This is a genomic window from Streptomyces sp. NBC_01410 (assembly GCF_045040195.1).
Classification (GTDB): Bacteria; Actinomycetota; Actinomycetes; order Streptomycetales; family Streptomycetaceae; genus Streptomyces.
On sequence record NZ_CP109530.1, the window covers coordinates 2,297,764 to 2,324,355 of the forward strand.

Here is a 26,592-nt window from a genome sequence, read left to right on the forward strand (position 1 = left end):
TTCGGGGCGCCTCAGATTGCCGCGCCGAGGAGCGCGCCGAGTCCATAGGTGAGAGCGGCGGCCGCTCCGCCCAGGACCAGCTGGCGCAGTCCGCTGTACCACCAGTTGCGCGCGGTGACGCGGGCGACGAGGGCGCCGCAGGCGAAGAGCCCGACGAGCGCGAGCAGCAGCGCGGGCCACAGGGCAGTCGCTCCGAGGAGGTAGGGCAGTACGGGCAGCAGCGCGCCCAGAGCGAACGAGCCGAAGGACGAGACCGCGGCGACGGTCGGCGACGGCAGGTCGTCCGGGTCGATGCCGAGCTCCTCGCGGGCGTGGATCTCCAGCGCCTGCTCGGGGTCCCTGGAGAGCTGCATCGCCACCTCGCGGGCGAGCGCGGGCTCGACGCCACGGGCGACGTAGAGGGCGGCCAGCTCCTCCATCTCGTCGACGGGGTGCTTACGCAACTCCCGCCGCTCGACGTCGAGTTCGGCCTCCACGAGCTCACGCTGCGAGGCGACGGAGGTGTACTCGCCGGCGGCCATGGAGAACGCGCCGGCGGCGAGACCCGCGAGACCGGTGATGACGATCGTCTGCTGGGACACCACGCTGCCGGCCACACCGGTCATGAGGGCGAGGTTGGACACGAGTCCGTCCATCGCACCGAAGACCGCGGGTCGCAGCCAGCCGCCGTTGACGTCACGGTGGGTGTGGTTGTCGCGGTGCGCCGCGTGAAGCGTCGCCCCGGTTTCGATGATGGACACAGTTCTCCCCTTTTCCGGCAGCGGACTTGATGGTCCGTGCCCCCTCCGACACCCTCGAAAATACGCACGATGTAAGGGCCGCGCCAGCAAGGCAGGCCGTACTTACCTGGAGTCCGGCGGGTGACATCGAGCGGGTGACAGGGATGTTTCTCAGACTCGTCGCGCGCCGCGCGTGGCACAGATGCAGGAACAGGCTCGGTGCGCGCGAAAGGGGCCCGCCCCATGGAGTTGATTGCATGCAATCCCGTTGATCCGGCCGGTAATGCCTCGCTTCTGCGCGATCGGGCCTGTGGTGCGCTGCTGGGCCTCGCGGTGGGCGATGCGCTCGGCGCACCCGCCGAGAACATGCGGCCGTCCGAGATCCGCCGCAGATGGGGGCGTATCGAAGGCTTCGTGAGCGACGACCCAGCAGGCACGGACGACACGGAGTACGCGATCTTCTCGGGACTGCTGCTGGCCCGGCACGGCTCGGCGCTGACCGTCGCGCACGTCGAGAACGCGTGGCACCACTGGATCGCGGATCTGGACGAAGGCCCGTTCCGGGGTGCGGGTTTCAGTGAACGCGGCACCCTGGAAAATCTCAGGCGCGGGCTCGCCGCCCCCATCTCGGCCCAGCACCGGCACGCATGGAGCGACGGCCTGGCGATGCGTGCGGCGCCGTTCGGGGTCTTCGCGGCGGGCCACCCGGCCGAGGCGGCGCGACTGGTCGCGATCGACGGCTGCGTCAGCCACGACGGCGAGGGCATCTACGGCGGCCAGGCGGTGGCGGCGGGTGTGGCGGCCGCGATGGCGGGCGGCGGCCCGGCCTCGGTGATCGGCGCCGCGCTGTCCGTCGTCCCCATGGACTCCTGGACGGCCCGCTCCCTGCGCCGCGCTGTGGTGGCGGCCCAGCGCACCCACGCGGACACCCTGGCGATGGAACGCTCCGTCCGCTCGGCGGTGGTGATCGGCGGCTACCCGTGGACGGACCTGGCCCCGGAGGCGGTGGGCCTGGCCTTCGGCGCGTTCGCGGCGGCCCGGGGAGACTTCCGTACGTCGGTCCTGACCGCGGTCAACATGGGCCGCGACGCGGACACGACGGCGGCGGTGGCGGGCGCCCTTGCCGGCGCCCTGTCGGGAGCGTCGGCCATCCCCCCGGCGTGGTCCTCGGCGATCGGCCCGGTCCGCGGGAGCTGCCTCCCGTCGATGAGGGGCTACCACGTCCTGGACATCGCGGAACTTCTGACGCCGGACGACGACGCCCAGGTGACGCGATGACGGCGGAGGGCGGGCCACCGGCCGCGGGCGACCTGGGCGGCACGGGCTGCGGCGCGACTGCGGGGGCCGGGCCCGGCGGCTCCTGTGCCACGACGGCCCCCGCCGGTCCGCCGGGACCCGGTGAGGCGCGGTGCGACACCGCGGTCGGGCGGGGCGGCTCCGGCGGTACGACGGCCCTGGCCGGTCCGCACGGCGCGGCCACGGCGCCCACCGTGGACGACCCCGCCCGCCCGCGCCAAGCGCCAATCGGCGCGACAGGCGGCACCACCGCGCCGGCCGCCGCGGGCGGCTCGCGCGAAGCGCCTGGCATCGCCTCGGGCCGGGCACCGGCAGCCCCGGAAGCGCTCCGGTCGGGCGCAGCATCGCCTGCGCCCGCGGACAGCGCAGTCCGCTCGCCCGAAGCGGCAAGCAGCGCACCGGCCAGCCCGGCCGGTCTGCAGGCCTTGCGTGAAGCACCGGCCGACGCCCCGGCCCGCTCGGGCGGCGCCGCGAGCACCCATCGGGGGCCCGTGGGCCTGCCCGCCCGCGCGGCGGAGGCGCACCTGTCGCAGCCGGGAAGGGACGGGGTGCGGGAAAGGCCCCCGGCCCGGCCCATCGAAGGGCTGCTCCTCGGACTCGCCGCCGGGGACGCCGCCGGGTGGCCCGCCGCGCGGCATCGGGCCGCGCGGATGCCCGAGTGGACCCGGCGGCTCACCCGTGAACTCGATACCTTCGCCGAGCAGAACGCCACCACCACCCTCCCCGTACCCATCGCCCTCAACCAGCCTCCCGAACCCCTCCGCCTCGGCCCTTCCGACGACGCCGAATGGGCCGCCTTCGCCGCCGAGACCGTGCTCACCGCCGCCGGGGACCTCTTCGCGGGGCTCGCCCCCGGCCGCCGGATGCGGGCCGCCGTCGATCTCGCCTGGAACTCGCTCGCCAGCGAGGTCGCCGCGGCCGCCGACCGCGCCCCCGAGGTCGAGTCCGCCGTGCTCCCCCTCCGCGCCCGTATCTCCGTACGCGCCGGACTCGGCAATCTCGCCACCGGACTGCGTCCGCCCGCCACCGGCCACGACAACCCGCACTACTTCGACGACGCCGCCTGCGTACGCGCCTCGGTCCTCGCCGTTGTCCACCCCGGGGACCCGGCCGCGGCCGCCGAGCTCGCCGAGTTCGACGCGCGCTACACCCAGGACGGCGACGGAGTGCACGGCGCCCGCGCCATGGCCGCGGCCGTCGCCGCCGCGCTCGGCGGGGCATCCGTCGACGCCGCCGTCGACGCCGCACTCGCCGAGCTCCCCGACGCCACCGAGATCGGCCGCAACGCCCACCACGCCGTCAAGCTCGCCCGCCACGCGACGGGCGCCTTCGAACTCGTGCCCCTCCTGGAGCACCAGATCGTCGACCACGTCTACAGCTACGGCATCGCAGCCGCCGAGACCGTCCCCGTCGCCCTCGCCCTGGCAGTGGCCGCCCGCGGCCGGGTCGCCGAGGCCGTGCCCGCCGCCGCCTGTCTGTCGCGTGTCGCCGACTCCGCCCCTGCCCTCGCCGGTGCGCTGACCGGCGCGCTCGGCGGCGGTGACTCCGTCCCGGCCACCTGGCGCGACGCCTGCCGGACCCTCGCCGGCTGCGCTCTCCCCCGCCTCGCCGGGACGGATCTCGTCGAACTCGCCGGGCTGCTCGCACACACGGAACTGACCGCCCCGGGTGGACAATTCCGACATGACGACGACACTCGAGACGCTCACACTCGATGACCGGATCACGGGCAGCCTGATCGGCGCGGCGGTCGGTGACGCGCTCGGCGGCCCGGTCGAGGGCTACTCCCCCGAGCAGATCGTGGAGCGGCACGGCGGCCGCGTCCATGGCATCGTCGGCCCGTGGCACGGCGACGAATGGCGCACCGCCCGCCCCATCGCGCCGTACCACAAGGGCGACGGGCACATCACCGACGACACCCTGATGACGCACGCCCTGGTCCGCGTGTACGCGACCGTCCGCGACCATCTCGACGCGTACGCCGTCGCCGACCAGCTGGTCCCGGACCTGATCTCGACCCCCCGCTGGATCCCGGAGCTGGAGGCTGAGGCGCTGCCCCTGCACCGCGTGTTCCTGGCCGAGAAGTGGATGGTGACCCGCCTTCACTACGGCCACAACGACCCGCGCGAGGCAGGCGTCGGCAACATCGTCAACTGCGGCGCGGCGATGTACATGGCTCCGGTGGGCCTGGTCAACGCGGCCCATCCGACGGCCGCCTACGCCGAGGCCGTCGACATCGCCGGCGCCCACCAGTCCTCCTACGGCCGGGAGGCGGCGGGCGTCTTCGCCGCGGCGGTCGCGGCGGCCTGCCACCCGGACGCCACCCCCACCACGGTGATCGACACCGCGCTCGCCCTCGCCAAGGACGGTACGCAGGCGGCGATCGAGTCGGTCGCCGAAGTCGCCGCCCAGTACTCGGACTTCGAGTCGGCACTGGCTCCACTGCGCGCCGCGGTCGCTCCTTTCGACACGGTCGGCCCGGACTACCGCTCCCCCTCCCTCGCCGCCCGCCGCCCTTCGCGGCTGCACTCCATCGAGGAACTGCCCATCGCCCTGGGCATGCTGATGGTCGGCGGCGGCGACTACCGCCGTACGGTCCTCGGCGCCGTCAACTACGGGCGCGACTGCGACTCGATCGCCTCCATGGCCGGTGCCATCGCGGGCGCGCTCCACGGGGAGTCCGCGGTGCCGAGCGACTGGGCGAAGACGGTGGCCGAGGCCAGCCGCATCGACCTGCACGCCCCGGCGCGGGAGCTGGCCGCGGTAGCCCGGGAGATCTTCACCCGCGACCGCGAGCGCCGCCGGGCCCACGAGTCGGCGTTCGCCCGCCTGACGGACCTGCCATGACGGGCCTGCGCCTCACCTGGGTCCAGCCGGAGGACCTGCTCGGCCACGAACTGCGCCAGGCGGAGGAGGACGGCCGCGACGCACGGGACATCCGCAGCCGCTGGCTCCGGGCGGGCGGCCCCCTGGCCCCACCCCGCGCCGGAGCGTCCCCCACCCCCGCGCCCCCGCACCTGCGCGCCCTGGCGCACGAGCTGCTGGACGAACTGGCCCTGCTTCCCTCCCCGTTGACGGAGTACGAGCCCACACCCCTGACGCTGATCACCGCCGCCTGCCCCGCCTGGCCCGCCCCGCCCTCGACGCGTCCCACCCCTGGGGCGGACGCACTCCACGCCGCCTGGCTCGGCCGCGCCGTCGGCTGTCTCCTCGGCAAGCCCGTCGAAAAGCTCCCGCTCGACGGCATCCGAGCCCTCGCCCGCGCCACCGGCAACTGGCCCCTCACCACGTGGTTCACAGCCAAGGGCCTCCCCCCTGAACTCGCCGCCGCCCACCCCTGGAACCGCCGGTCCGCCGCCACCTCGCTCGCCGAGAACATCGACGGCATGCCCGAGGACGACGACCTCAACTACCCGCTGCTGAACCTCCTTCTCCTCCAGCGCCACGGAAAGGCGTTCACCACCGCCGAGCTCGCACAGCTGTGGCTCGACGAACTCCCGGCCGGCCGCACCTTCACCGCCGAGCGCATCGCGTACCGCAATCTCCTCTCCGGCGTCGAACCCCCGCTCACCGCCGCCCGCCGCAACCCCTTCCGGGAGTGGATCGGCGCCGCCATCCGTGCCGACATCCACGGCTGGACACACCCCGGCGACCCCGCGGCCGCCGCCGCGCAGGCCCACCGGGACGCCTGCCTCACCCACACCGCGAACGGCGTCTACAGTGCGATGTTCATCGCCGCCGCCCTGGCCACCGCGGCCGGCGGCACAGCCGGTGTGCACGACGCCCTCGCCGCCGGGCTCACCGTCGTTCCCCCGCGCTCCCGCCTCTCACGGGCCGTACGGTTCGGCATCGACACCGCCCGCGCCGAACCGGACTTCGATACCGTCATGGACCATCTCCACGCCGCACTCGGCCACTACCACTGGGTCCACGCCGTCCCCAACACCGCCCTCCTCGCGGCCGCCCTCACCCACGCCGACGGCGACTTCAGCGGCTCCATCTGCCGTGCCGTCTCCGGCGGATGGGACACCGACTCCAACGGCGCGACCGCCGGGTCCCTCGCGGGCCTGCTCGCCGGCCGCCCCGACGCCATCCCCGGCCGCTGGACCGCCCCGCTCAAGAACCGTCTCGCCACCTCCGTCGCCGGTTTCGACGGCATCGGCTTCGACACCCTTGCCCACCTCACTCACCAGGAGGTACTCCGCCCATGACCGTCATCGCGGTGCTCGGCAGCACCAACATGGACCTCGTGGCCTACGTCGCCAACGCACCCAAGCGCGGGGAGACCGTCACGGGACGGGAGTTCCGCACGATCCCCGGCGGCAAGGGCGCCAACCAGGCCGTGGCCGCCGCCCGCGCCGGCGGCGATGTCGCGATGATCGGCGCGGTCGGTTCGGACGAGTTCGGCGGGCGCCTGCGGCACACCCTCGTCTCCTCCGGCGTCGACACCGATCTCCTGCGCACCGCCGAGGGCCCCTCCGGCACCGCCCACATCGTCGTCGACGACGAAGGCGGCAATTCGATCGTCGTGATCCCCGGTGCGAACGGCACCGTCACCTCCCTCGCCCCCGGCGACGAGGCCCTCATCGCCACCGCCGACACGCTCCTCCTCCAGCTCGAACTCCCCCTCAGCGCCGTGCTCGACGGCGCCGAAGCCGCACGCCGCCACGGTGTACGGACCGTGCTCACCCCTTCCCCCACCCAGCCCCTGCCTCCCGAACTGCTCGCCGCCACCGACCTGTTGGTGCCCAATGAGCACGAGGCGGCCACGCTCACCGGCGTCGCCGACCCGCACGCCGCGGCCGAGGCCCTGCTGCGGCAGGTCCCCGAGGTGGTGATCACCCTCGGCTCGGCGGGCAGCCTGTACGCGAGCCGGGGAACGACGCCGTTCACCGTCCCCGCCCCCAAGGTCACCGCCGTCGACACCACCGGCGCCGGTGACACCTTCGTCGGCGCGCTGGCCGTCGCACTCGGCGAGGGCAAGCCCATGGAGCAGGCCCTCGCCTGGGCGTCCGCGGCCGCCGCCCTGTGCGTCCAGCGCCCCGGAGCCTCCACCTCCATGCCGTACCGCCCCGAGATCGACGCCTCATGACCGCACAGCCAAAGCCCCCGGCTCCCTCCCCCCTTCAGGGGCTGCGCGTCCTCGACCTGGCCACTCTCTTCGCGGGCCCGCTCGCCGCCACCATGCTCGGCGACTTCGGCGCGGAGGTCATCAAGGTCGAGCACCCCACCCGCCCCGACCCCTCCCGGGGCCATGGCCCCGACAAGGACGGCGTCGGCCTGTGGTGGAAGCTGCTCGGCCGCAACAAGCGCACCATCACCCTCGATCTGTCCACCCCCGGCGGCCGCGCGACCCTCCTGAGCCTCGCGACCACCGCCGATGTCATCATCGAGAACTTCCGCCCCGGCACCCTGGAGAAGTGGCAGCTCGGCTGGGACGAGCTGAGCAGCGCCAACCCCCGTATCGTCCTGACCCGCGTCACCGGCTTCGGGCAGTTCGGCCCGTACTCCCACCGCCCCGGCTTCGGCACCCTCGCCGAGGCGATGAGCGGCTTCGCCTCCATCACGGGCGAACCCGACGGTCCGCCGACCCTCCCTCCGTTCGGACTTGCCGACTCGATCGCCGCGCTCGCCACCTCGTACGCCGTCATGACCGCACTCGCCGCCCGCACCTTCACAGGCCGTGGCCAGGTCGTCGACATGGCGATCATCGAGCCGATCCTGACGGTCCTCGGCCCGCAGCCGCTCTGGTACGACCAGCTCGGTTACGTACAGACCCGCACCGGCAACCGCTCCCTCAACAACGCCCCCCGCAACACCTATCGCACCGCCGACGGATCCTGGCTGGCCGTGTCCACCTCCGCGCAGTCCATCGCCGAACGCGTCATGCATCTCGTCGGCCGCCCGGATCTGATCGACGAGCCGTGGTTCGGCACCGGCAGCGGACGAGCCGAGCACGGCGACGTACTCGACGCGGCGGTCGGCGGCTGGATCGCCCGGCGCACCCGCGCCGAGGCCATGGCCGCCTTCGAGAAGGCCGAAGCCGCGATCGCCCCGATCTACGACGTCCGGGACGTCATGGAAGACCCCCAGTACCAGGCGCTGGACACCATCACCGAGGTCCCCGACCCCGAGCTCGGCCCCCTCCGTATGCAGAACGTCCTCTTCCGGCTCTCCGAGACCCCCGGCGCCATCCGCTGGGCGGGCCGACCGCACGGCGCCGACACGGATGCCGTCCTCACCGAACTCGGCCTGTCCCGGGCCGATATCGCCGCACTCCGCACCCAGGGCGCCCTATGACCACCCCGCTCACCTATCTGTACGCACCCGGGGACCGCCCCGAAGTCGTGCACAAGGCACTCGCCTCCGGCGCCGACGTGGTGATCGTCGACCTCGAGGACGCCGTGGCTCCCGACCGCAAGCACTACGCGCTGGCCGCCACCGCCGAACTTCTCGCTTCCCCCCAGAGGCTTCCTGTCCATGTCCGCATCAACACCCCCCATGACATCGAGGCCCTGATCGCACTTCCGGGCCTCTGTGCTCTGCGTATTCCCAAGGTCGCACACGCCACTGACATCCGGCGGATCGCGGCCCGCGCCCCGGGCGTCCCCCTCTATCCGCTCCTCGAATCGGCTCTCGCCATCGAGCACGCGTACGCGATCGCCACCGCCCATCCGGCCGTCCACGGCATCGCCATCGGCGAGGCCGACCTCCGCGCGGACCTCGGAGTACGGGACGGCACCTCCCTCGACTGGCCGCGCACCCGCATCGTGGTCGCCGCCCGCGCGGCCGGTCTCGCGCCCCCGGCCCAGTCCGTCTTCCCCGACATCCGCGACCTCGACGCCCTCTACGCCTCCTGCACCCACGGCCGCGCCCTCGGCTTCCTGGGCCGGGCAGCCATCCACCCCCGCCAACTCCCCGTCATCGAGCGGGCGTTCCGCCCGACGCCCGAGGAGATCGAGGCGGCGGAGGAGATCGTCAAGGCGGCCGCGACGGACGGGGGCGCGCTCGCCCTGCCCGACGGCCGCTTCGTCGACGCGGCGATCGTGGCCGCTGCGCAGCGGACGCTGGCTCTCGCCCGCCGCGAGGGCTCATGGGAAGGGAGTTCCTGAAAGCGACGAGGCCGCCGGAACCTTTCGGTCCCGGCGGCCTCGTCGCGCGTTTTCCCCGCGGTCAGCCCTTCTTGGCCGACTCCGCGTCGGCGGAAGCCGCGTCGGCGTCCACGTCCGCCTCGGCCTTCTCGTCACCGTCCGCAGGGTCGGCGTCCCCAGCGTCACCGTCCGCAGCGCCATCGGCGGGAGCGTCGTCACCCGGAGCGTCATCAGCGGCGACAGGAGCGGTCTTCGCGTGCCTGTCCGGCTCGACGACCTCCTCGCGCCCCGGCCGCACCCTCGCCGAGATCACGATGTACGTCACCGCCAGTACGAAGACGACGATCGATGTCCACACATTGAGGCGCAGTCCCAGCACGTGGTGCGCCTCGTCGACGCGCATGTACTCGATCCAGGCCCGGCCCACGCAGTACGACGCGACATACAGCGCGAACGCCCGGCCGTGGCCCAGCTTGAAGCGGCGGTCGGCCCAGATGACCAGCAGCGCGACGCCGATGCACCACAGCGACTCGTACAGGAAGGTCGGGTGGTACAGGCCCGCCTCACGGTTCGTACCCTCGGTGATCTTGAGGGCCCAGGGCAGGTCGGTCTTCTTGCCGTACAGCTCCTGGTTGAACCAGTTGCCCCAGCGGCCGATCGCCTGCGCGAACGCGACGGCGGGTGCGAGGGCGTCCGCCCAGGCCGGGAGAGGGATCCCGCGGCGGCGGCAGCCGATCCAGGCACCGACTGCGCCCAGGCCGATCGCGCCCCAGATGCCGAGGCCGCCCTCCCAGATCTTGAAGGCGTCTACCCAGTTCTCACCCTCGCTGAAGTACAGCTGGTAGTCGGTGATCACGTGGTAGAGCCGGCCGCCGACGAGACCGAAGGGCACCGCCCAGACGGCGATGTCGGCCACGGTGCCGGCTTTGCCGCCCCGGGCGACCCACCGCTTGTTGCCGTACCAGACGGCCACGAAGACGCCGATGATGATGCAGAACGCATAGCCGCGCAGCGGGAGCGGTCCGAGATGGATCACTCCGGTCGACGGGCTGGGAATGTAGGCAAGTTCCATGGCAGGACCGACGCTACCCTGCCGGGTGGGACGTACGGCAACCCACCCGGCAACGTCTGGATAACGAGCCCCGCCCCTGTCGCGGCAGACCCTGGGGGCCGCGAACGGTCAGGAGGCGGGAGCGCTCGGTGTCGGTGTGGACCGCTGGGTGCCCGGCTTCTTGCCCTTGTTCGCCTCGGCGACCCACTTCTTCAGGTTGGCCGGGGAGATCCGCTCGCCACCCTTGTCCGGGAAGACCTTCTCCCCGTTGAGCAGCACGGTCGGCGTGCCGCTGAAGCCACCGTTCCTGAACGCTGTGGCCGACTTCTCAACCCAGGTGTCGTGCGTGCCGTCCTCCACGCAGGAGCGGAAAGCGGGGGTGTCGAGGCCCTCGACCTTGCCGGCGAGCTCGATCAGCCTGCTGTTCTCGCCGAAGCCGTCCTCCGTCTCGGGCGGCTGGTTCTGGTAGAGGACGTCGTGGTACGCGTCGAACTTGCCGACGTCCTGGGCGCAGGCCGCGGCGTTCCCGGCGCGCAGCGAGCCGCTGCCGCCCAGGTTCCCGTCGATGATGGTCGCAAGGTGGTACTCGACCTTGACCTGGCCTGTCGCCTCCAGCTCGTGGATCGTGTCCCGGAAGGCGTTTTCCAACTGGGCGCAGACAGGGCAGCGGAAGTCCTCCCACACCGTGAGCGTCGAGGGGGCGTCGCTCGCGCCCACCGGGATGGCGAGCTGGTCCTTGCCCTGCACGCCCGCGGGCGCCTGCGCCGGACCGGCGTCGGAGCCGCCGTCCTTCTTCCCGGCATTGGCCGCGATCACCCCGATCACGGCGGCGAGGCCGAGGACGCCCACCACCGCGGCCGAGACGATCAGCAGCCGCCGGCGCTTCTCACGCGCCTTCTCCTGCTCGCGTTCCTGCTGGATCCGCTCTCGCGCGGTCCGCTTCCGTTCCTGGTTCTTCTCGCTCACATCCCGCAAACGAACCGGGGAGGCGCTGCACGCCTCCCCGGTCCCAGATCCACTCGTACGAGCTACGCGCCCCTGCGCACGCCCTTGGCGAGCTCGGCAGCCAGTTCCCGTACCGCGACCAGGCCCTCGGCGTCGTCCGGTGCGTCGAGGAGCCGCTTGACGAAGGCGGACCCGACGATGACGCCGTCGGCGAAGGAGGCGACCTCGGCGGCTTGCTCGGGGTTGGAGACCCCGAGGCCCACGCAGACCGGCAGCTCGGTGGTGGCGCGGGTGCGCCGCACCAGGTCCTGGGCCTGTGCGCCCACGGACTCGCGGGTGCCGGTGACGCCCATCAGCGAGGCTGCGTACACAAAGCCGGAACCGGCCGCCGTGATCTTCGCGAGCCGGGCGTCCTGGCTGCTGGGCGCGACGACGAAGACCGTGGCGAGGCCGTGCTTCTCGGCGTGCTCCCGCCACACACCGGACTCCTCGACGGGCAGGTCGGGCAGGATGCAGCCCGCGCCGCCCGCCTCGGCGAGCTCGGTGGTGAAACGCTCGATGCCGTAGCGGTCGATCGGATTCCAGTACGTCATGACGAGGACCGGCTTCCCGGTGGCCTCGTGCGCCTCGCGGACCGTACGCATCACATCGGCGATCTTGACTCCGCCGCGCAGGGCGATGTCGTCGGCGGTCTGGATGACGGGGCCGTCGAGGACGGGGTCGCTGTGCGGCAGCCCGACCTCGACGATGTCCGCGCCGCCGTCGAGGGCGGCCTTGACCGCCGCGATCCCGCCGTCGACGGTCGGGAAGCCGGCCGGGAGGTACGCGATGAGCGCGGCCCGGTTCTCGTTCCTGGCATGCGCCAGGGTGTCGTTCAACAGCTCGATGTTGCCGCTCACTTCGCGTCCCCCTCGCCGTCGTACAGCCCGAAGTAACGGGCGGCGGTGTCCATGTCCTTGTCGCCGCGCCCGGACAGATTGACCAGGATCAGCCCGTCCGTGCCCAGCTCCTTGCCGAGTTCCAGCGCTCCGGCCAGCGCGTGCGCCGACTCGATCGCCGGGATGATGCCCTCCGTGCGCGACAGCAGCCGCAGCGACTGCATGGCCTCGTCGTCGGTCACCGCGCGGTACTCGGCGCGCCCGCTGTCCTTGAGGTAGGAGTGCTCGGGGCCGATGCCCGGGTAGTCGAGTCCGGCCGAGATCGAGTACGGCTCGGTGATCTGGCCCTCCTCGTCCTGCAGGACGTACGACCTTGAGCCGTGCAGGATGCCCGGCTCGCCCGCGGTCAGGGTGGCCGCGTGCTCCCCCGACTCGATGCCGTGGCCCGCGGGCTCGCAGCCGACGAGACGGACATCCGCGTCGGCGAGGAAGGCGTGGAACAGGCCGATCGCGTTCGATCCGCCGCCGACACAGGCGACGGCCGCGTCCGGCAGCCGTCCCGCCCGCTGAAGGATCTGGCGGCGGGCCTCCACGCCGATGACGCGGTGGAAGTCGCGGACCATCGCGGGGAAGGGGTGCGGTCCGGCGACCGTGCCGAAGAGGTAGTGCGTACGGTCCACATTGGCGACCCAGTCGCGGAACGCCTCGTTGATGGCGTCCTTCAGGGTCCTGCTGCCCGAAGTCACGGGGATGACCTCGGCGCCGAGCATCCGCATCCGGGCCACGTTCAGGGCCTGGCGCTGGGTGTCGATCTCGCCCATGTAGATCGTGCACTCGAGGCCGAAGAGGGCGCAGGCGGTCGCGGTGGCGACGCCGTGCTGGCCCGCGCCGGTCTCGGCGATGACGCGGGTCTTGCCCATCCGCTTGGTGAGCAGCGCCTGGCCCAGCACGTTGTTGATCTTGTGCGAGCCGGTGTGGTTGAGGTCCTCCCGCTTGAGGAAGACCCGGGCGCCGCCGGCGTGCTCGGCGAACCGGGGCACCTCGGTCAGCGCGCTGGGGCGGCCCGTGTAGTTGACCATCAGGTCGTTGAGCTCGGCGGCGAAGGCGGGGTCGGCCTTGGCCTTGTCGTACTCGACGGCTACCTCGTCGACGGCGGCGACGAGGGCCTCGGGGATGAACTTGCCGCCGAAGGCGCCGAAGTAGCCCTGGGGGCTGGGGACGTGACCCTCCGGGTCCGGGATGAAGAAGTCGCTGGACATGTGCGACATGCTCCTTGTCAGGGCTGATGCCCCAGAAGTCTGGTGTGCAGGGACACGGTATGCGCGCGTCCGGGGTGAGCCGGGGGGCTTTCCCCTACCCGCCCTTTCCCGAACTGGGGGCAAGCCCCCAGACCCCCGTATGCGACCTTCGGCCGCATGTCCTCAAACGCCGGACGGGCTGAATAATTCAGCCCCGCCGGCGATTGAGGCGCGGGGGTCCGGGGGCAGAGCCCCGGTTACGGGAAGGGGCGGGTAGGGGAACAGCCCCGCGCAGCGGCACCGCCTAGCGCGCGCGGGCCCCGCGCCATCGCATGCCGTTGACCTGGCCCGGCTCCGAGCCGATCACGTACCGCACCCGGCGGCCGTGCACCCGGCGGGCGGGCGCGCGGCAGCCGCGCGGCTTGCAGCCGCGGGCGAGCGGCGCGTGCGGGTCGCGCGCAGGCAGTCCGGCGCGCGCACCGGCCAGCCCCGGGCGGCGGCCCGGGGTGGTCGGTCGGCAGGCGCGGCGGACGGTCATCGCTGGGTCAGCTCCGCCCGTGCCGCAGGGCGGGGTGGGCTCCGGCGGCGACCAGGTCGGCGACCGCCGACTTGGGGTCACGGCCGGTGACCAGGGACTCACCGACGAGAACGGCGTCGGCACCGGCGTTGGCGTAGGCGATCAGGTCGTGCGGACCGCGCACACCGGACTCGGCGATCTTGACGATGTGCGCCGGGATCTCGGGGGCGACCCGCTCGAAGGTGGAGCGGTCGACCTGGAGCGTCTTCAGATCGCGGGCGTTGACACCGATGATCTTCGCTCCGGCCTCGACCGCGCGCTCGACCTCGTCCTCGTCGTGGACCTCGACCAGCGGCGTGAGCCCGATGGACTCCGCCCGCTCGATCAGCGAGACCAGGGCTTCCTGCTCCAGCGCGGCGACGATCAGCAGCACGAGGTCGGCGCCGTACGCCCGCGCCTCCCACAGCTGGTACGCCGTGACGATGAAGTCCTTGCGCAGCAAGGGGATGTCGACCTTGGCGCGGACTGCTTCGAGGTCGGCGAGGGATCCTCCGAAGCGGCGCTGCTCGGTCAGTACGGAGATGATGGCCGCGCCGCCCGCCTCGTAGTCGGCGGCGAGTCCGGCCGGGTCGGCGATCGCGGCGAGCGCGCCCTTCGACGGGCTGGAGCGCTTGACCTCGCAGATCACATGGACGCCCTCGCCGCGCAGCGCGGCGACGCCGTCCTTGGCCGCAGGAGCCTTGGCGGCGCGCTCCTTGAGCTCGTCGAGGCTCACGCGCGCCTGCCGCTCTGCGAGGTCCGCGCGCACGCCTTCGATGATCTCGTCGAGCACACTCACGCGAGCGGCCCCCTTCCGGGACAGTGATGATGGTTCAGGATCAGCCATCTCGATGGTATCCGCAGCACGGCTCCGGGCTCGCATCCGGTTGACGTCTGTCCCACTACCTGGGACTTCGGTCCCCGATCAGGGAGCGAGCGCGGAACCGAATGGAAGGTTCCGGACCACGCTGAAGACCAGCAGTACACCGCCGAGCGTCCACCACCAGACGGGAGAGACGGCGATCCGCATGCGCTCGCCGCGTACGGCGCGAATCAGCCAGATCACCCACACCACCGCGAAGATTCCGTAGCCCGCGACGGCCATGGCGTTGGAGCCGAGAGCGCCGGTCAGATCGCCGTGGATGAAGGCGTGCGCGCTGCGGAGCCCGCCGCAGCCGGGGCAGTAGATTCCGGTGAGGCGCAGCAGCGGGCAGACCGGGTAGTGGCCCGGCTCGTTGGGATCGACCGTGCCGACGTACGCGAAGGCCGCAGCGACCCCGGCGAGGGTGGCCACGGGCGTGGCCAGGCGCCGCGCGAGCGGGGCCGGGCCGGGTGCGGGTCCGGCGGAGAAGGGCGAGGAAGGCATGGCGTCCACCCCGTGATTCTGCCCGTTCGTACGGGAAGGCGCAGCGCGGCTGTGCCGGGCTGCGCCTTCCTCGTTCAGCTGTGGTGTGCCGGTCTCAGGCGGAGGTCTGCGCGGTGGCAGGCTGCGCGGTGGCCGTGACCGTGGCCGTGGCCGTGACCGACTGCGTCCTGGCCCGCGCCTGCGCCTCGGTCTCCTTCGGCATGCCCAGGCCAGCGGCCTTCATGGCGCCACCGACGATGCCGCCGAGGAAGACGACGGCGATGCCGCCCCAGAAGCCGACCGGGTTGGCCGCCACCATGAAGACGCCTGCGATGCAGAAACCGATGAAGGCGATGGTGACACCGGTCCAGGCGGCCGGGGTGTGTCCGTGGCTGCTGCCCGCCATGAGTTGCTCCTCGTTGCAGATGCTCTGGGGTCGTTGCGCTGTGGTGAGCCGAAGCTCGTCACTCATTGTCCCGTACGCCACAGCATGCGATGACGTGGGGTGGCTCACGCTGAGGCTCTGTCCGGTCGATCTTGCCGGGCTCGCGTGCCCTGGCACGGCACCTCGCTGCGTTGTCGTCAGTCGCCTACGCTCCGCGTGGGCTCCATCCTCCGCCTTGCGACGCCCCATGCCAGACCCCGCTCACTGATCCGGCCTGATCGACCGGACAGAACCTAGCGCGTCGGGTCCTCGCCACGGTCCAGGGCCTTCCACAGGTCCTCGGGACGGTCCGGGTCCACGACCGCGGCCTTGCGGGGCCGGGGGGTGCCGTCGCGCTCGTAGCGGCCCGACATGGCCGGCCACTGCTTGCCGTACCGCAGCGCGAGCAGGCCCGCGAGCAGGATCAGCAGGCTGCCCGCCACGGTCACATAGGGCCAGGCGGTGTGGGTGAGAGCGTCGACCGTGGCAGCCGTGTCACCGGTCGTCCTCGCCGCCTTCTCGTCGAGCGCCGCGCTGTCGGAGGCACCGAGGAAGGAGGCGAGCGCCGCGCCCGCGCCGCTGAGGGCGAGCAGGGCGGCGACCAGCAGCCGGCCGGCGCGGCGGACCGCGAAGACGGCCACAAGGGCGGCCAGGCCGACGATGGCGAGGGCCGTCGGGACGCCGGTGACATCGCTGCCTTCGGCGTTGAGCGGCAGGGTGCCGCCGCCGACGGCGGCCCGGCCCTCGGCCCAGATCCGGCCGGAGGAGAGCAGCACGACGGTGGCGCCGACGGCGCCGAGGAGCAGGGCCACGGCGAGGCTGCGCCGGCTGCTGTCGGCGGCGGATGCGGCTGCGGCACGGGGCTGGGGTACGGGTACAGCACTCACATACCCCACTATCCCTTACCGCCCGTTCACCTGGTGAGGCGGTTCGCGGTATGGACAGCGCGAAGCACCGCGGCCGCCTTGTTGCGGCACTCGGTGTCCTCGCCCACCGGATCCGAATCCGCGACGACACCGGCTCCGGCCTGCACGAATGCCGTGCCGTCGCGCAACAGCGCGGTGCGGATGGCGATCGCGGTGTCGGAGTCGCCCGCGAAGTCGAGATAGCCGACGCAGCCGCCGTACAGTCCGCGCCGCGAGGGCTCCAGCTCGTCGATGATCTGCATCGCGCGCGGCTTGGGGGCGCCGGAGAGCGTGCCCGCGGGGAAGCAGGCGGTGAGCACGTCGAAGGCGGTACGGCCTTCGGCGACCCGGCCCGTCACGGTCGAGACGATGTGCATGACGTGGGAGTACCGCTCGATCGTCATGAAGTCGACGACCTCGACGCTGCCGGGCTCGCAGACCCGGCCCAGGTCGTTGCGGCCGAGGTCGACGAGCATCAGGTGCTCGGCGCGTTCCTTGGGGTCGGCCATCAGCTCGTCGGCCAGTGCCTGGTCCTCCTGCGGGGTCGTACCGCGCGGCCGGGTCCCGGCGATCGGGTGGACCATGGCGTGCCCGTCCGCGACCTTGACCAGGGCCTCGGGGCTGGAGCCGACGACGTCGAAGCCGTCGAAGCGGAAGAGGTACATGTACGGGCTGGGGTTGGTGGCCCGCAGGACCCGGTAGACGTCCAGCGCGCTTGCGCCGCACGGAGTTTCGAAGCGCTGGGAGGGCACAACCTGGAAGGCCTCGCCGGCCCGGATGCGCTCCTTGATGTCCTCGACGGCGTCCTGGTAGTCCTTGCCGCCCCACGGCACGGTGAACTCGGGCAGTTCGGAGGGCGGCAGCGCGGCGGGTGCGGAGGCGAGCGGCCGGGCGAGGTCGTCCTCCATGGCGTCGAGGCGGGCGACGGCGTCCGCGTACGCCTCGTCGACGCCGGTGTCGAGGTCGTTGTGGTTGATCGCGTTGGCGATCAGCAGGACGGTGCCGTCCCAGTGGTCGAGTACGGCGAGGTCCGAGGTGAGCAGCATGGTCAGCTCGGGGAGCTTCAGGTCGTCGCGCTCGCCGGGGCCGATCTTCTCCAGCCTGCGGACGACGTCGTATCCGAGGTAGCCGACCATGCCGCCGGTGAAGGGCGGCATGCCGGACGCGAGGTCGCGCGGGGTGTGCAGCGTCTCGACGGTGGTGCGCAGGGCCTGCAGCGGGTCGCCGTCGACGGGGACGCCGACCGGCGGGGTGCCGAGCCAGTGGGTGGAGCCTTCGCGTTCGGTGAGGGTCGCGGCGGAGCGTACGCCGATGAAGGAGTAGCGCGACCAGGAGCGGCCGTTCTCGGCGGATTCGAGGAGGAAGGTCCCGGGCCGCTCGGCGGCGAGCTTGCGGTAGAGCCCGACCGGGGTGTCGCCGTCCGCGAGGAGGCGGCGGCTGACGGGGATGACACGGCGGTCGGCGGCCAGCTTGCGGAAGGTCTCAAGATCCATGGCGCCCGACCTTACTTGTCCAGGAGAACGTCGGTGTCGAAGCACGTACGGGCCCCGGTGTGGCAGGCGGCGCCCACCTGGTCGACCTTGACGAGGATCGTGTCCGCGTCGCAGTCGAGGGCGACGGACTTGACGTGCTGGACATGGCCGGAGGTGTCGCCCTTGACCCAGTACTCCTGGCGGCTGCGGGACCAGTAGGTGCAGCGGCCGGTGGTCAGGGTGCGATGCAGCGCCTCGTCGTCCATCCAGCCGAGCATCAGCACCTCACCCGTGTCGTACTGCTGGGCGATGGCCGGAACCAGGCCGTCGGTGCCGCGCTTGAGGCGGGCGGCGACGGCGGGATCGAGGGAGCTTGCGGGGACACTGCTGGTCATACGGCCATTGTGCCGTGCCGCGCGGGTACGACGGGCGGTGCGTCCACTGGGCGGACCCACCACCGCCGCCGTACGCTGGCGGACATGTCGACCCATGCGAAGCGTGAACGACTTCTGCTCGCCGACCTGTTGGAATCGGTGGGCCCCGAGGCCCCGACCCTGTGCGAGGGCTGGACGGCCAGGGATCTGGCCGCCCATGTAGTGGTGCGTGAGCGGCGGGCGGACGCCGCGGGCGGGATCCTGATCGGCGCGCTCAAGCCGCGCCTCGAACGGGTACAGGCGGAATTCGCCGCGAAGCCTTACGAGGAGCTGATCCAGCTCATCCGTACGGGACCGCCGCGGATGTCCCCGTACGGCATCAAGCAGCTGGACGAGGCGGCGAACACCGTCGAGTTCTTCGTCCACACCGAGGATGTGCGGCGCGCGCAGGAGGACTGGACGCCGCGCCAGCTGGACCAGGTCTTCGAGAACGCCCTGTGGTCCCGGCTGGAGAAGGGGGCCCGGCTGCTGGGCCGCAGGTCGCCGGTCGGACTGGTGCTGCGCCGGGCGGACGGGCAGACGGCGGTCGCCCAGCGGGGCACCCCGGTGGTGACGGCGACCGGGGAACCCAGCGAGCTGACGCTGTTCGCGTTCGGGCGGCAGGACGTGGCGCGGGTGGAGCTGGAGGGCGACAAGGACGCGATCGCGCGGCTGCACGAGATCAAGCCGTTCGGGATGTAGACACGGCTCAGCGGACGGGGTGACCGGCCTCTCGCAGGGTGTCCTTGACCTGGGATATCCGCAGATCGCCGAAGTGGAAGACCGAGGCCGCGAGGACCGCGTCCGCGCCCGCCGCGATCGCCGGCGGGAAGTCCGCCAGCCTGCCCGCGCCGCCGCTCGCGATGACCGGGACCGTGACGTGCCGCCGCACCGCCGCGATCATCTCGGTGTCGTAGCCGTCCTTGGTGCCGTCGGCGTCCATCGAGTTGAGCAGGATCTCGCCCGCACCCAACTCGGCGGCCCGGTGCGCCCATTCGACGGCGTCGATGCCGGTGCCCTGACGGCCGCCGTGCGTGGTGACCTCGAAGCTGCCCCGGGGCGTGCGCCGGGCGTCGACCGACAACACCAGGACCTGGCGGCCGAAGCGCTCGGCGATCTCGCGGATCAGCTCGGGGCGGGCGATCGCCGCGGTGTTCACGCCCACCTTGTCGGCGCCCGCGCGCAGCAGCTTGTCCACGTCGTCGGCGCTGCGCACCCCGCCGCCCACGGTCAGCGGGATGAAGACCTGCTCGGCGGTGCGGCGCACGACGTCGTACGTCGTCTCACGGTTGCCGGAGGAGGCGGTGATGTCGAGGAAGGTCAGTTCGTCGGCGCCCTCGGCGTCGTACAGCCTGGCCATCTCGACGGGGTCGCCCGCGTCGCGCAGGTTCTGGAAGTTGACGCCCTTGACGACCCGGCCGTTGTCCACGTCCAGGCAGGGAATGACTCGGACCGCGAGTGTCATGCGGCACCTCCTCGGTACGCCTCGACCTCGACCTCGACGACCAGCCGGGGGTCGACGAAGCCGGAGACGATGAGCATCGACGCTGCGGGGCGGACGGTGCCGAACAGCTCCCTGTGGGCGCGGCCGATCTCCTCCACGTCCCGGGCGTGGGAGAGGTACATCCGCGTGCGCACCACGTGCTCGCGGTCGAGACCGAGGTCCCTCAGCGCGCCCACGGCCACACCGAAAGCGGTGATCGCCTGGTCGTAGGGAGAGCCGTCGAGGACCACTCCGTCGACCACGGAGGTGCAACCGGACACCAGGACAAGGCCGTTGGGCAGTTCCACGGCCCGGGAGTAGCCGAAGGCTTCCTCCCACGGGCCGTCGGATGCGACACGGCGTACGACGCCGGTCATTCCGCCACCGCCGCGAGGGCTTCTTCGAGGGTGAACGCCTTGGCGTACAGCGCCTTTCCGACGATCGCGCCCTCGACGCCCTCGGGAACGAGACCCGCGATCGCGCGCAGGTCGTCGAGCGAGGAGACGCCGCCGGAGGCGACGACCGGCTTGTCGGTGACCGCGCAGACATTGCGCAGCAGCTCCAGGTTGGGGCCCTGGAGGGTGCCGTCCTTGGCGATGTCGGTGACGACGTAGCGGGCACAGCCCTCGGAGTCGAGCCGGGCGAGCGTCTCGTACAGATCGCCGCCGTCGCGGGTCCAGCCGCGGCCGCGCAGCGTCGTGCCGCGCACGTCCAGGCCGACCGCGATCTTGTCGCCGTGCTCGGCGATGACCTTGGCGACCCACTCGGGGGTCTCCAGCGCGGCCGTGCCCAGGTTGACCCGGGTGCAGCCGGTGGCCAGCGCGGCCGCCAGCGAGGCGTCGTCGCGGATGCCACCGGACAGCTCGACCTTGATGTCCATCGCTCCGGCGACCTCGGCGATCAGCGAGCGGTTGTCGCCGGTGCCGAAGGCGGCGTCCAGGTCGACGAGATGCAGCCACTCGGCGCCCGCGCGCTGCCAGGCGAGGGCGGCTTCGAGGGGAGAGCCGTAGGAGGTCTCCGAACCGGACTCGCCATGGACGAGGCGGACGGCCTGGCCGTCGCGGACGTCGACTGCGGGAAGGAGTTCAAGCTTCGGCATTACAGCGTCTCGATCCAGTTGGTCAGCAGCTGGGCGCCGGCGTCGCCGGACTTCTCGGGGTGGAACTGCGTCGCCCACAGCGCGCTGTTCTCCACTGCGGCAACGAAGCGCTCGCCGTGGGTCGCCCAGGTGACCTGGGGCGCGCGGATGGCGGGGTTGGTGACTTCCAGTTCCCACTCGTGCACGGCGTAGGAGTGGACGAAGTAGAAGCGGGCGTCGGGGTCGACTCCGGCGAAGAGCTGGCTGTCCGCGGCCGCCTCGACGGTGTTCCAGCCCATGTGGGGCACGATCGGGGCCTTGAGCGGGCCGACCGTGCCGGGCCACTCGTCCAGGCCCTCGGTCTCGACTCCGTGCTCGATGCCGCGCGCGAAGAGGATCTGCATACCGACGCAGATGCCCATGACCGGCCGGCCGCCGGCGAGCCTGCGGCCGACGATCCACTCGCCGCGGGCCTTTTTCAGGCCCTCCATGCAGGCGGAGAAGGCGCCGACGCCGGGCACGAGGAGGCCGTCGGCGTTCATCGCCCTGTCGAAATCGCGGGTGATCTCGACGTCCGCGCCGACGCGGGCCAGCGCCCGCTCGGCGGAGCGGACATTACCGAATCCGTAGTCGAAGACGACGACTTTCTTGCTCGCTGTCATTCCCAGATCCCCTGAATCCGCAGGACACCGGCGACGAGACACATCACCGAGCCGATGCCGAGGAGCACGATCAGGCCCATGGGCATCTTCTGCTTGGAGAAGGAGTACACACCGCCGGCGAGGAAGAGCCCGACGACGATGAGGATGGTGGAGAGGCCGGTCATGGGGTTAGAGCGCGCCCTTCGTGGAGGGGAGGATGCCGGCGGCGCGCGGGTCGCGCTCGCTGGCGTACCGCAGAGCTCGGGCCAGCGCCTTGAACTGGCACTCCACGATGTGGTGCGCGTTGCGTCCGTACGGGACGTGGACGTGCAGGGCGATCTGCGCCTGCGCCACGAAGGACTCCAGGATGTGCCGGGTCATCGTGGTGTCGTAGGAGCCGATCATGGGCGCCATGTTCTCGGGCTCGGTGTGCACGAGGTACGGGCGGCCCGACAGGTCCACGGTGACCTGGGCGAGGGACTCGTCCAGCGGCACCGTGCAGTTGCCGAATCGATAAATCCCCACCTTGTCGCCGAGCGCCTGCTTGAAGGCGGCGCCCAGCGCGAGGGCGGTGTCCTCGATGGTGTGGTGCGAGTCGATGTGCAGATCGCCCTCGGTCTTCACGGTGAGGTCGAACAGGCCGTGGCGGCCGAGCTGGTCGAGCATGTGGTCGTAGAAGCCGACCCCGGTCGACACATCGACCTTTCCGTGGCCGTCGAGATCGATCTCGACGACGACAGACGTCTCCTTGGTGGTGCGTTCCGCTCTTCCAACACGACCCTCGCGAGTCATACGTCGTACTCCTTCTTCAGCTCACGAACCGCGTCGAGGAACGCGTCGTTCTCGTCAGGGGTGCCGGCGGTGACGCGCAGCCACCCGGGCACCGAGTTGTCACGGACCAGGACACCCCGGTCGAGGATCTTCCGCCAGGCGGCGTGCGCGTCGTCGAAGCGGCCGAACTGGACGAAGTTGGCGTCCGATTCGGTGACCTCCCAGCCGATCGCCCGCAGCTCGCCGACCAGGCGGTCCCGCTCGGTCTTCAGCTGCTCGACATACCCGAGCAGCGTATCGGTGTGCTCCAGCGCGGCGAGCGCGGTGGCCTGGGTGACGGCGGACAGGTGGTACGGCAGGCGCACCAGCTGGACGGCGTCGACGACCGCGGGGTGTGCGGCCAGATAGCCCAGGCGCAGACCCGCCGCGCCGAAGGCCTTGGACATGGTGCGCGAGACGACGAGATTCGGCCTGCCCTCGATCAGCGGGAGCAGCGAGGGGCGGTGGCTGAATTCGACGTACGCCTCGTCGATGACCACGAGCGAGGGCTTGGCCGCCAGGGCGGCCTCGTACAGCGCGAGGACCGTATCGGCATCGACCGCCGTGCCGGTGGGGTTGTTGGGCGAGGTGATGAAGACGACGTCGGGCCGGTTCTCGGCGATCGCCTTCCCGGCGGCCGTGAGGTCGATCGTGAAGTCGTCGTTGCGCGGTCCCGAGATCCAGCCGGTGCCGGTGCCGCGCGAGATCAGCCCGTGCATGGAGTACGAGGGCTCGAAACCGATCGCGGTACGGCCCGGGCCGCCGAAGGTCTGAAGCAGTTGCTGGATGACTTCGTTGGAGCCGTTGGCCGCCCAGACGTTCTCGATGCCGACACGGTGCCCCCCGGTCCGGGTCAGATACGCGGCCAGTTCGGTGCGCAGCTCCACCGCGTCCCGGTCGGGGTAGCGGTTGAGCCCGCGGGCGGCCTCGGTGACGCGCTCGGCGATACGCCGGACCAGCGGCTCGGGCAGCGGGTACGGGTTCTCGTTGGTGTTCAGCTGTACGGGCACGTCCAACTGCGGTGCGCCGTAAGGGGACTTGCCGCGCAGTTCGTCCCTGATGGGCAGATCGTCGATGCCGGTCATTCCTTCGGCACCTTCCACCCGAACCTTGCCTTCATGGCGGCGCCGTGCGCGGGCAGGTCCTCGGCCTCGGCGAGCGTCACGACGTGATGGGTGACCTCGGCGAGCGCGTCTCGCGTGTAGTCCACGATGTGGATGCCGCGCAGGAAGGACTGGACGGAGAGACCGGAGGAGTGGCAGGCGCAGCCGCCGGTGGGCAGGACATGGTTCGAGCCGGCGCAGTAGTCGCCGAGCGAGACCGGCGCCCAGGGGCCGACGAAGATCGCGCCGGCGTTGCGGACCCTCGCCGCGACCGCGGCGGCGTCGGCTGTCTGGATCTCCAGGTGCTCGGCGCCGTACGCGTTGACGACCCGCAGGCCCTCCTCGACTCCGTCGACCAGGACGATCGCGGACTGCCTGCCGCTCAGCGCGGGGACGATCCGGTCCTCGACGTGCTTGGTGGCCGCGATCTGCGGCTCCAGCTCCTTCTCGACCGCGTCCGCGAGCTCGGTGGAGTCGGTGACCAGCACGGCGGCGGCCATCGGGTCGTGCTCGGCCTGGCTGATCAGGTCGGCGGCGACATGCACCGGGTCGGCGCTCTCGTCGGCGAGGATCGCGATCTCGGTCGGCCCGGCCTCGGTGTCGATGCCGATACGTCCGGTGAAGTACCGCTTTGCGGCGGCGACCCAGATATTGCCGGGGCCGGTCACCATGTTCGCGGGGGCGCACTCCTCGGTGCCGTACGCGAACATCGCGACGGCCTGGGCGCCGCCCGCGGCGTACACCTCGTCGACGCCGAGCAGCGCGCAGGCGGCGAGGATCGTCGGGTGCGGAAGCCCCCCAGCTGCATCTCCTTCAAAACGGGGCTTCTGCGGCGGGGAGGAGAGCGCGATCGACTCGACACCGGCCTCCTGCGCCGGTACGGCGTTCATGATCACGGAGGAGGGATAGACCGAGCGGCCGCCGGGTGCGTACAGACCCACGCGCTCGACCGGGACCCACTTCTCGGTCACCGTGCCGCCGGGGACCACCTGGGTGGTGTGCGCGTCCCGGCGCTGCGCGCGGTGCACGATCCTGGCGCGCCTGATCGACTCCTCCAGGGCGGCTCTGACCTCGGGGTCCAGCCGCTCCAGGGCATCGGCCAGCGCGGCCGCGGGCACCCGCACCCGCTCCAGCTTCACGCCGTCGAACTTCTCCGCGTAGTCGATCAGCGCCGACGTGCCCCGATGATGCACGGCCTCGCAGATGGGCCGCACCTTCTCCAGGGCGGCTTCCACGTCGAACTCGGCACGGGGCAGCAGGTCACGCAGAGCGGCCCCCTCGGGGAGGGCGTCGCCGCGCAGATCGATTCGTGAGATCACGGAACCAATTCTCTCAGAACGGATTCGGCAGGTGGTCGCCCGTATCACTGGCTGATATGGGCCCACCTGCCACTCCTCGAGGAAGCACTTCGCGCCACCCCTCTGGTTTCCGATGTTGTTCATGACCACTAGCGTTCAGTCCGTCACTCAGCGGGAAGAACAGCTGTACGAACCAAGCAAGCGAAGGAGCGGCATTGACCGAGCCGCTGGACGACGGGCCTCCGGACGGACTGAGCCGGACCGAAGTGGACATGTGGAACGCTTTCAGAAACGGGAGTACGCACGACCTGAGCGATCCCAACCCCCTGCTGAACGATCCCTTCTCACCCCGCCCCTGGGGCCCCGAACGCAGCGTCCGCGCGTCCATCGTCGCCCGGCTGCTGCTCAGCGGTCCGCCCGCGCTGCCCGGCCGGGTCGCCGCGCTCAAGCTCCGCGGCGTCCAGATCACCGGCACGCTCAAGCTCGCGGGCGGCAGCATCGCACCGTATGTCGAGCTGAACGGCTGTCGCTTCGACAGCGAAGTACTGATGCCCGAGGCGCACTTCACCACCGTCCGCATGGTCGGCTGCGCGATCCCCCGGATCGAGGCGGCCCGGCTGCGCACCGAAGGTGATCTGCATCTGCCGCGCTGCCGGATCGAGCACGGCATACGGCTGACCGACGCGCAGATCGGCACCGATCTGCTGATCAACCAGATCCATGTCCGGCCGGACCGCAGAGGCCGGGCGATCACCGCGGACGGCATGTCGGTCGCACAGGACTTACAGGCCGAACTGATCGAGACGTACGGCGAGTTCAGTCTGCGCGGTGCGAAGGTCGGGGTCTCGCTGAGTCTGCGGGGCAGCCGGCTGCGCGCGGCCGGGGAGCGGCGCGCGCTCAACGCCCCGCAGCTGAGCGTGGAGCGGACCCTCTATCTGACCGGCGCGTGGGTGAGCGAGTCCACGGGCAACCAGGGCGCCACTCCCCCCTTCGGCATCGGCAGCGCCGGAACACCCACACGCGGCACCCGGCTGCAGCCCTTCCGGTGCCACGGCGGGGTGCGGCTGGATGACGGGCGCTTCGGCGACGCGGTCGATCTGCACCGGGCCCGCTTCGTACTGAACGCGCGCGAGGAGCTGTCGCTGCGCCGGATCGTCACCCCGGAGCTGCGCTTCAACGCGGAGCGCCCGGAAGAGGGACGCGTCGTGCTGAACGGCGCGAAGATCGTGACGCTGGTCGACCTGGCGGCCAGCTGGCCGGGCCCCGGCGGCCTCGCGATGGGCGGATTCGTCTACGAGAACCTCGTCCCGTACGAGGAATTCCCGCTCAGCCGCCGTCTGGAGTGGGTGGCCTCGGCGACCCCGGAGTACTCGCCGGAGCCGTACGAACGTCTCGCGACCGTGCTGCGCAACAGCGGCGAGGACGCGGACGCCCGCGAGGTGCTGCTCGCCAAACAGCGCCGCCGGCGCGAGACGCTGCCGCTGGCCGCCAAGCTCTGGGGCTATCTCCAAGACTGGACCGTGGCCTACGGCTACCGCCCCGGCCGGGCGGCCCTGTGGATGGCGGTGCTGTGGGCGGCGGGAGCGGTGGCCTTCGCGCAGGTGGATCCGACGCCGCTGAAGGCGGACGAGCATCCGCAGTGGAACGCGGCGCTCTATGCTCTGGATCTGCTGCTCCCGGTGATCGATCTCGGCCAGGAAAGCTACTGGAGGCTTGACGGCGCCTGGCAATGGACATCGACGGCGCTGATCCTGCTCGGCTGGATTCTGGCGACGACGGTCGCGGCCGGTGCGTCCCGCCTTCTACGTCGCGGCTGAGGCACTTTCTTTACGCTCTCTTGGCTTTC

29 protein-coding genes are annotated in these 26,592 nt (G+C 71.7%); 9 read left to right on the forward strand and 20 right to left on the reverse strand.

Going from position 1 to position 26,592, the window contains the following annotated elements:
- Nucleotides 1-11: 11 nt before the first annotated feature.
- A complete protein-coding gene (locus OG741_RS10600) occupies nucleotides 12-740 on the reverse strand; it encodes a VIT1/CCC1 transporter family protein (protein WP_405596548.1) in 729 nt (242 codons plus the stop codon).
- A 222-nt stretch (nucleotides 741-962) separates the two neighbouring features.
- Between OG741_RS10600 and OG741_RS10605 the strand changes: the two genes are divergently transcribed.
- The 7 genes from OG741_RS10605 (at nucleotide 963) to OG741_RS10635 (ending at nucleotide 9,127) form a co-directional block, all read left to right on the forward strand.
- Nucleotides 963-1,997 carry an ADP-ribosylglycohydrolase family protein gene (locus OG741_RS10605; protein ID WP_405596550.1) on the forward strand — a complete coding sequence of 345 codons (1,035 nt, stop codon included), beginning with the start codon at nucleotides 963-965 and terminating at the stop codon, nucleotides 1,995-1,997.
- Between the two features lie 443 nt (nucleotides 1,998-2,440).
- Nucleotides 2,441-3,733, forward strand: a complete 1,293-nt coding sequence (locus OG741_RS10610; RefSeq protein ID WP_405605502.1) for an ADP-ribosylglycohydrolase family protein — start codon at nucleotides 2,441-2,443, stop codon at nucleotides 3,731-3,733.
- Nucleotides 3,699-4,862 carry an ADP-ribosylglycohydrolase family protein gene (locus tag OG741_RS10615; RefSeq protein WP_405596552.1) on the forward strand — a complete coding sequence of 388 codons (1,164 nt, stop codon included), beginning with the start codon at nucleotides 3,699-3,701 and terminating at the stop codon, nucleotides 4,860-4,862. Before OG741_RS10610 ends, OG741_RS10615 begins: the two co-directional genes overlap by 35 nt.
- Nucleotides 4,859-6,226: an ADP-ribosylglycohydrolase family protein gene (locus OG741_RS10620; protein WP_405596553.1), complete on the forward strand. Its 1,368-nt coding sequence runs from the start codon at nucleotides 4,859-4,861 to the stop codon at nucleotides 6,224-6,226. Before OG741_RS10615 ends, OG741_RS10620 begins: the two co-directional genes overlap by 4 nt.
- On the forward strand, nucleotides 6,223-7,107 hold the full coding sequence (rbsK, locus tag OG741_RS10625; RefSeq protein ID WP_405596555.1) for a ribokinase: 885 nt from the start codon (nucleotides 6,223-6,225) through the stop codon (nucleotides 7,105-7,107). Before OG741_RS10620 ends, rbsK begins: the two co-directional genes overlap by 4 nt.
- A complete protein-coding gene (locus OG741_RS10630; protein ID WP_405596557.1) occupies nucleotides 7,104-8,315 on the forward strand; it encodes a CaiB/BaiF CoA transferase family protein in 1,212 nt (403 codons plus the stop codon). Before rbsK ends, OG741_RS10630 begins: the two co-directional genes overlap by 4 nt.
- Complete coding sequence (locus OG741_RS10635) at nucleotides 8,312-9,127, forward strand: HpcH/HpaI aldolase/citrate lyase family protein (protein ID WP_405596558.1); 816 nt, start codon at nucleotides 8,312-8,314, stop codon at nucleotides 9,125-9,127. The genes OG741_RS10630 and OG741_RS10635 overlap by 4 nt, the downstream gene beginning before the upstream one ends.
- 61 nt (nucleotides 9,128-9,188) lie before the next feature.
- Here OG741_RS10635 and lgt read toward each other — a convergent pair whose 3' ends face one another.
- From lgt to hisI, 11 genes are all read right to left on the reverse strand, one after another.
- The gene (gene lgt / locus OG741_RS10640) at nucleotides 9,189-10,178 is read right to left on the reverse strand and encodes a prolipoprotein diacylglyceryl transferase (RefSeq protein WP_405596560.1); all 990 of its coding nucleotides are present in this window, start codon (nucleotides 10,176-10,178) and stop codon (nucleotides 9,189-9,191) included.
- A 108-nt stretch (nucleotides 10,179-10,286) separates the two neighbouring features.
- Complete coding sequence (locus tag OG741_RS10645) at nucleotides 10,287-11,123, reverse strand: DsbA family protein (protein WP_405596561.1); 837 nt, start codon at nucleotides 11,121-11,123, stop codon at nucleotides 10,287-10,289.
- Between the two features lie 62 nt (nucleotides 11,124-11,185).
- A complete protein-coding gene (trpA, locus tag OG741_RS10650) occupies nucleotides 11,186-12,001 on the reverse strand; it encodes a tryptophan synthase subunit alpha (RefSeq protein ID WP_405596563.1) in 816 nt (271 codons plus the stop codon).
- Nucleotides 11,998-13,239, reverse strand: a complete 1,242-nt coding sequence (gene trpB / locus OG741_RS10655) for a tryptophan synthase subunit beta (protein ID WP_405596565.1) — start codon at nucleotides 13,237-13,239, stop codon at nucleotides 11,998-12,000. The genes trpA and trpB overlap by 4 nt, the downstream gene beginning before the upstream one ends.
- A gap of 283 nt (nucleotides 13,240-13,522) precedes the next feature.
- Complete coding sequence (gene trpM, locus OG741_RS10660) at nucleotides 13,523-13,756, reverse strand: tryptophan biosynthesis modulator TrpM (protein ID WP_405596566.1); 234 nt, start codon at nucleotides 13,754-13,756, stop codon at nucleotides 13,523-13,525.
- 7 nt (nucleotides 13,757-13,763) lie between these two features.
- Nucleotides 13,764-14,573 (reverse strand): indole-3-glycerol phosphate synthase TrpC, encoded by an 810-nt coding sequence (gene trpC / locus OG741_RS10665; RefSeq protein ID WP_266477427.1) that lies wholly within the window; start codon nucleotides 14,571-14,573, stop codon nucleotides 13,764-13,766.
- Nucleotides 14,574-14,699: 126 nt separating this feature from the next.
- On the reverse strand, nucleotides 14,700-15,140 hold the full coding sequence (locus tag OG741_RS10670; protein WP_405605504.1) for a DUF2752 domain-containing protein: 441 nt from the start codon (nucleotides 15,138-15,140) through the stop codon (nucleotides 14,700-14,702).
- 94 nt (nucleotides 15,141-15,234) lie between these two features.
- Nucleotides 15,235-15,525, reverse strand: coding sequence for an HGxxPAAW family protein (locus OG741_RS10675; protein WP_405596567.1), 291 nt, complete (start codon nucleotides 15,523-15,525; stop codon nucleotides 15,235-15,237).
- A gap of 272 nt (nucleotides 15,526-15,797) precedes the next feature.
- A complete protein-coding gene (locus OG741_RS10680) occupies nucleotides 15,798-16,439 on the reverse strand; it encodes a TIGR02234 family membrane protein (RefSeq protein WP_389369814.1) in 642 nt (213 codons plus the stop codon).
- 17 nt (nucleotides 16,440-16,456) lie between these two features.
- A complete protein-coding gene (locus tag OG741_RS10685) occupies nucleotides 16,457-17,941 on the reverse strand; it encodes an anthranilate synthase component I (protein ID WP_405596568.1) in 1,485 nt (494 codons plus the stop codon).
- An 11-nt stretch (nucleotides 17,942-17,952) separates the two neighbouring features.
- Nucleotides 17,953-18,315: a phosphoribosyl-AMP cyclohydrolase gene (hisI, locus tag OG741_RS10690; RefSeq protein WP_266477423.1), complete on the reverse strand. Its 363-nt coding sequence runs from the start codon at nucleotides 18,313-18,315 to the stop codon at nucleotides 17,953-17,955.
- A gap of 84 nt (nucleotides 18,316-18,399) precedes the next feature.
- Here hisI and OG741_RS10695 point away from each other — a divergent pair, with 84 nt between their 5' ends.
- On the forward strand, nucleotides 18,400-19,035 hold the full coding sequence (locus tag OG741_RS10695) for a TIGR03085 family metal-binding protein (protein WP_405596569.1): 636 nt from the start codon (nucleotides 18,400-18,402) through the stop codon (nucleotides 19,033-19,035).
- A 7-nt stretch (nucleotides 19,036-19,042) separates the two neighbouring features.
- Here the strand turns inward: OG741_RS10695 and hisF are convergent, their stop codons facing one another.
- The 8 genes from hisF to hisD are packed head-to-tail and all read right to left on the reverse strand — an operon-like array spanning nucleotide 19,043 to nucleotide 24,767.
- Entirely contained in the window at nucleotides 19,043-19,798 is a 756-nt protein-coding gene (hisF, locus tag OG741_RS10700) for an imidazole glycerol phosphate synthase subunit HisF (RefSeq protein WP_405596570.1), read from the reverse strand.
- Nucleotides 19,795-20,193 carry a RidA family protein gene (locus OG741_RS10705; protein WP_405596572.1) on the reverse strand — a complete coding sequence of 133 codons (399 nt, stop codon included), beginning with the start codon at nucleotides 20,191-20,193 and terminating at the stop codon, nucleotides 19,795-19,797. The genes hisF and OG741_RS10705 overlap by 4 nt, the downstream gene beginning before the upstream one ends.
- Nucleotides 20,190-20,915, reverse strand: coding sequence for a bifunctional 1-(5-phosphoribosyl)-5-((5-phosphoribosylamino)methylideneamino)imidazole-4-carboxamide isomerase/phosphoribosylanthranilate isomerase PriA (priA, locus tag OG741_RS10710; RefSeq protein WP_266477418.1), 726 nt, complete (start codon nucleotides 20,913-20,915; stop codon nucleotides 20,190-20,192). Before priA ends, OG741_RS10705 begins: the two co-directional genes overlap by 4 nt.
- On the reverse strand, nucleotides 20,915-21,556 hold the full coding sequence (gene hisH, locus OG741_RS10715; protein WP_328678838.1) for an imidazole glycerol phosphate synthase subunit HisH: 642 nt from the start codon (nucleotides 21,554-21,556) through the stop codon (nucleotides 20,915-20,917). Before hisH ends, priA begins: the two co-directional genes overlap by 1 nt.
- Nucleotides 21,553-21,720 carry a hypothetical protein gene (locus OG741_RS10720; protein WP_175258652.1) on the reverse strand — a complete coding sequence of 56 codons (168 nt, stop codon included), beginning with the start codon at nucleotides 21,718-21,720 and terminating at the stop codon, nucleotides 21,553-21,555. The genes hisH and OG741_RS10720 overlap by 4 nt, the downstream gene beginning before the upstream one ends.
- Before the next feature lie 4 nt (nucleotides 21,721-21,724).
- A complete protein-coding gene (gene hisB, locus OG741_RS10725; protein ID WP_328678833.1) occupies nucleotides 21,725-22,327 on the reverse strand; it encodes an imidazoleglycerol-phosphate dehydratase HisB in 603 nt (200 codons plus the stop codon).
- The gene (locus OG741_RS10730; RefSeq protein WP_405596574.1) at nucleotides 22,324-23,430 is read right to left on the reverse strand and encodes a histidinol-phosphate transaminase; all 1,107 of its coding nucleotides are present in this window, start codon (nucleotides 23,428-23,430) and stop codon (nucleotides 22,324-22,326) included. Before OG741_RS10730 ends, hisB begins: the two co-directional genes overlap by 4 nt.
- A complete protein-coding gene (hisD, locus tag OG741_RS10735) occupies nucleotides 23,427-24,767 on the reverse strand; it encodes a histidinol dehydrogenase (RefSeq protein WP_405596575.1) in 1,341 nt (446 codons plus the stop codon). The genes OG741_RS10730 and hisD overlap by 4 nt, the downstream gene beginning before the upstream one ends.
- Nucleotides 24,768-24,961: 194 nt before the next feature.
- On the opposite strand from hisD, the gene OG741_RS10740 reads away from it, so the two are divergent.
- Nucleotides 24,962-26,563 (forward strand): oxidoreductase, encoded by a 1,602-nt coding sequence (locus tag OG741_RS10740; protein WP_405596577.1) that lies wholly within the window; start codon nucleotides 24,962-24,964, stop codon nucleotides 26,561-26,563.
- Nucleotides 26,564-26,592: the final 29 nt, after the last annotated feature.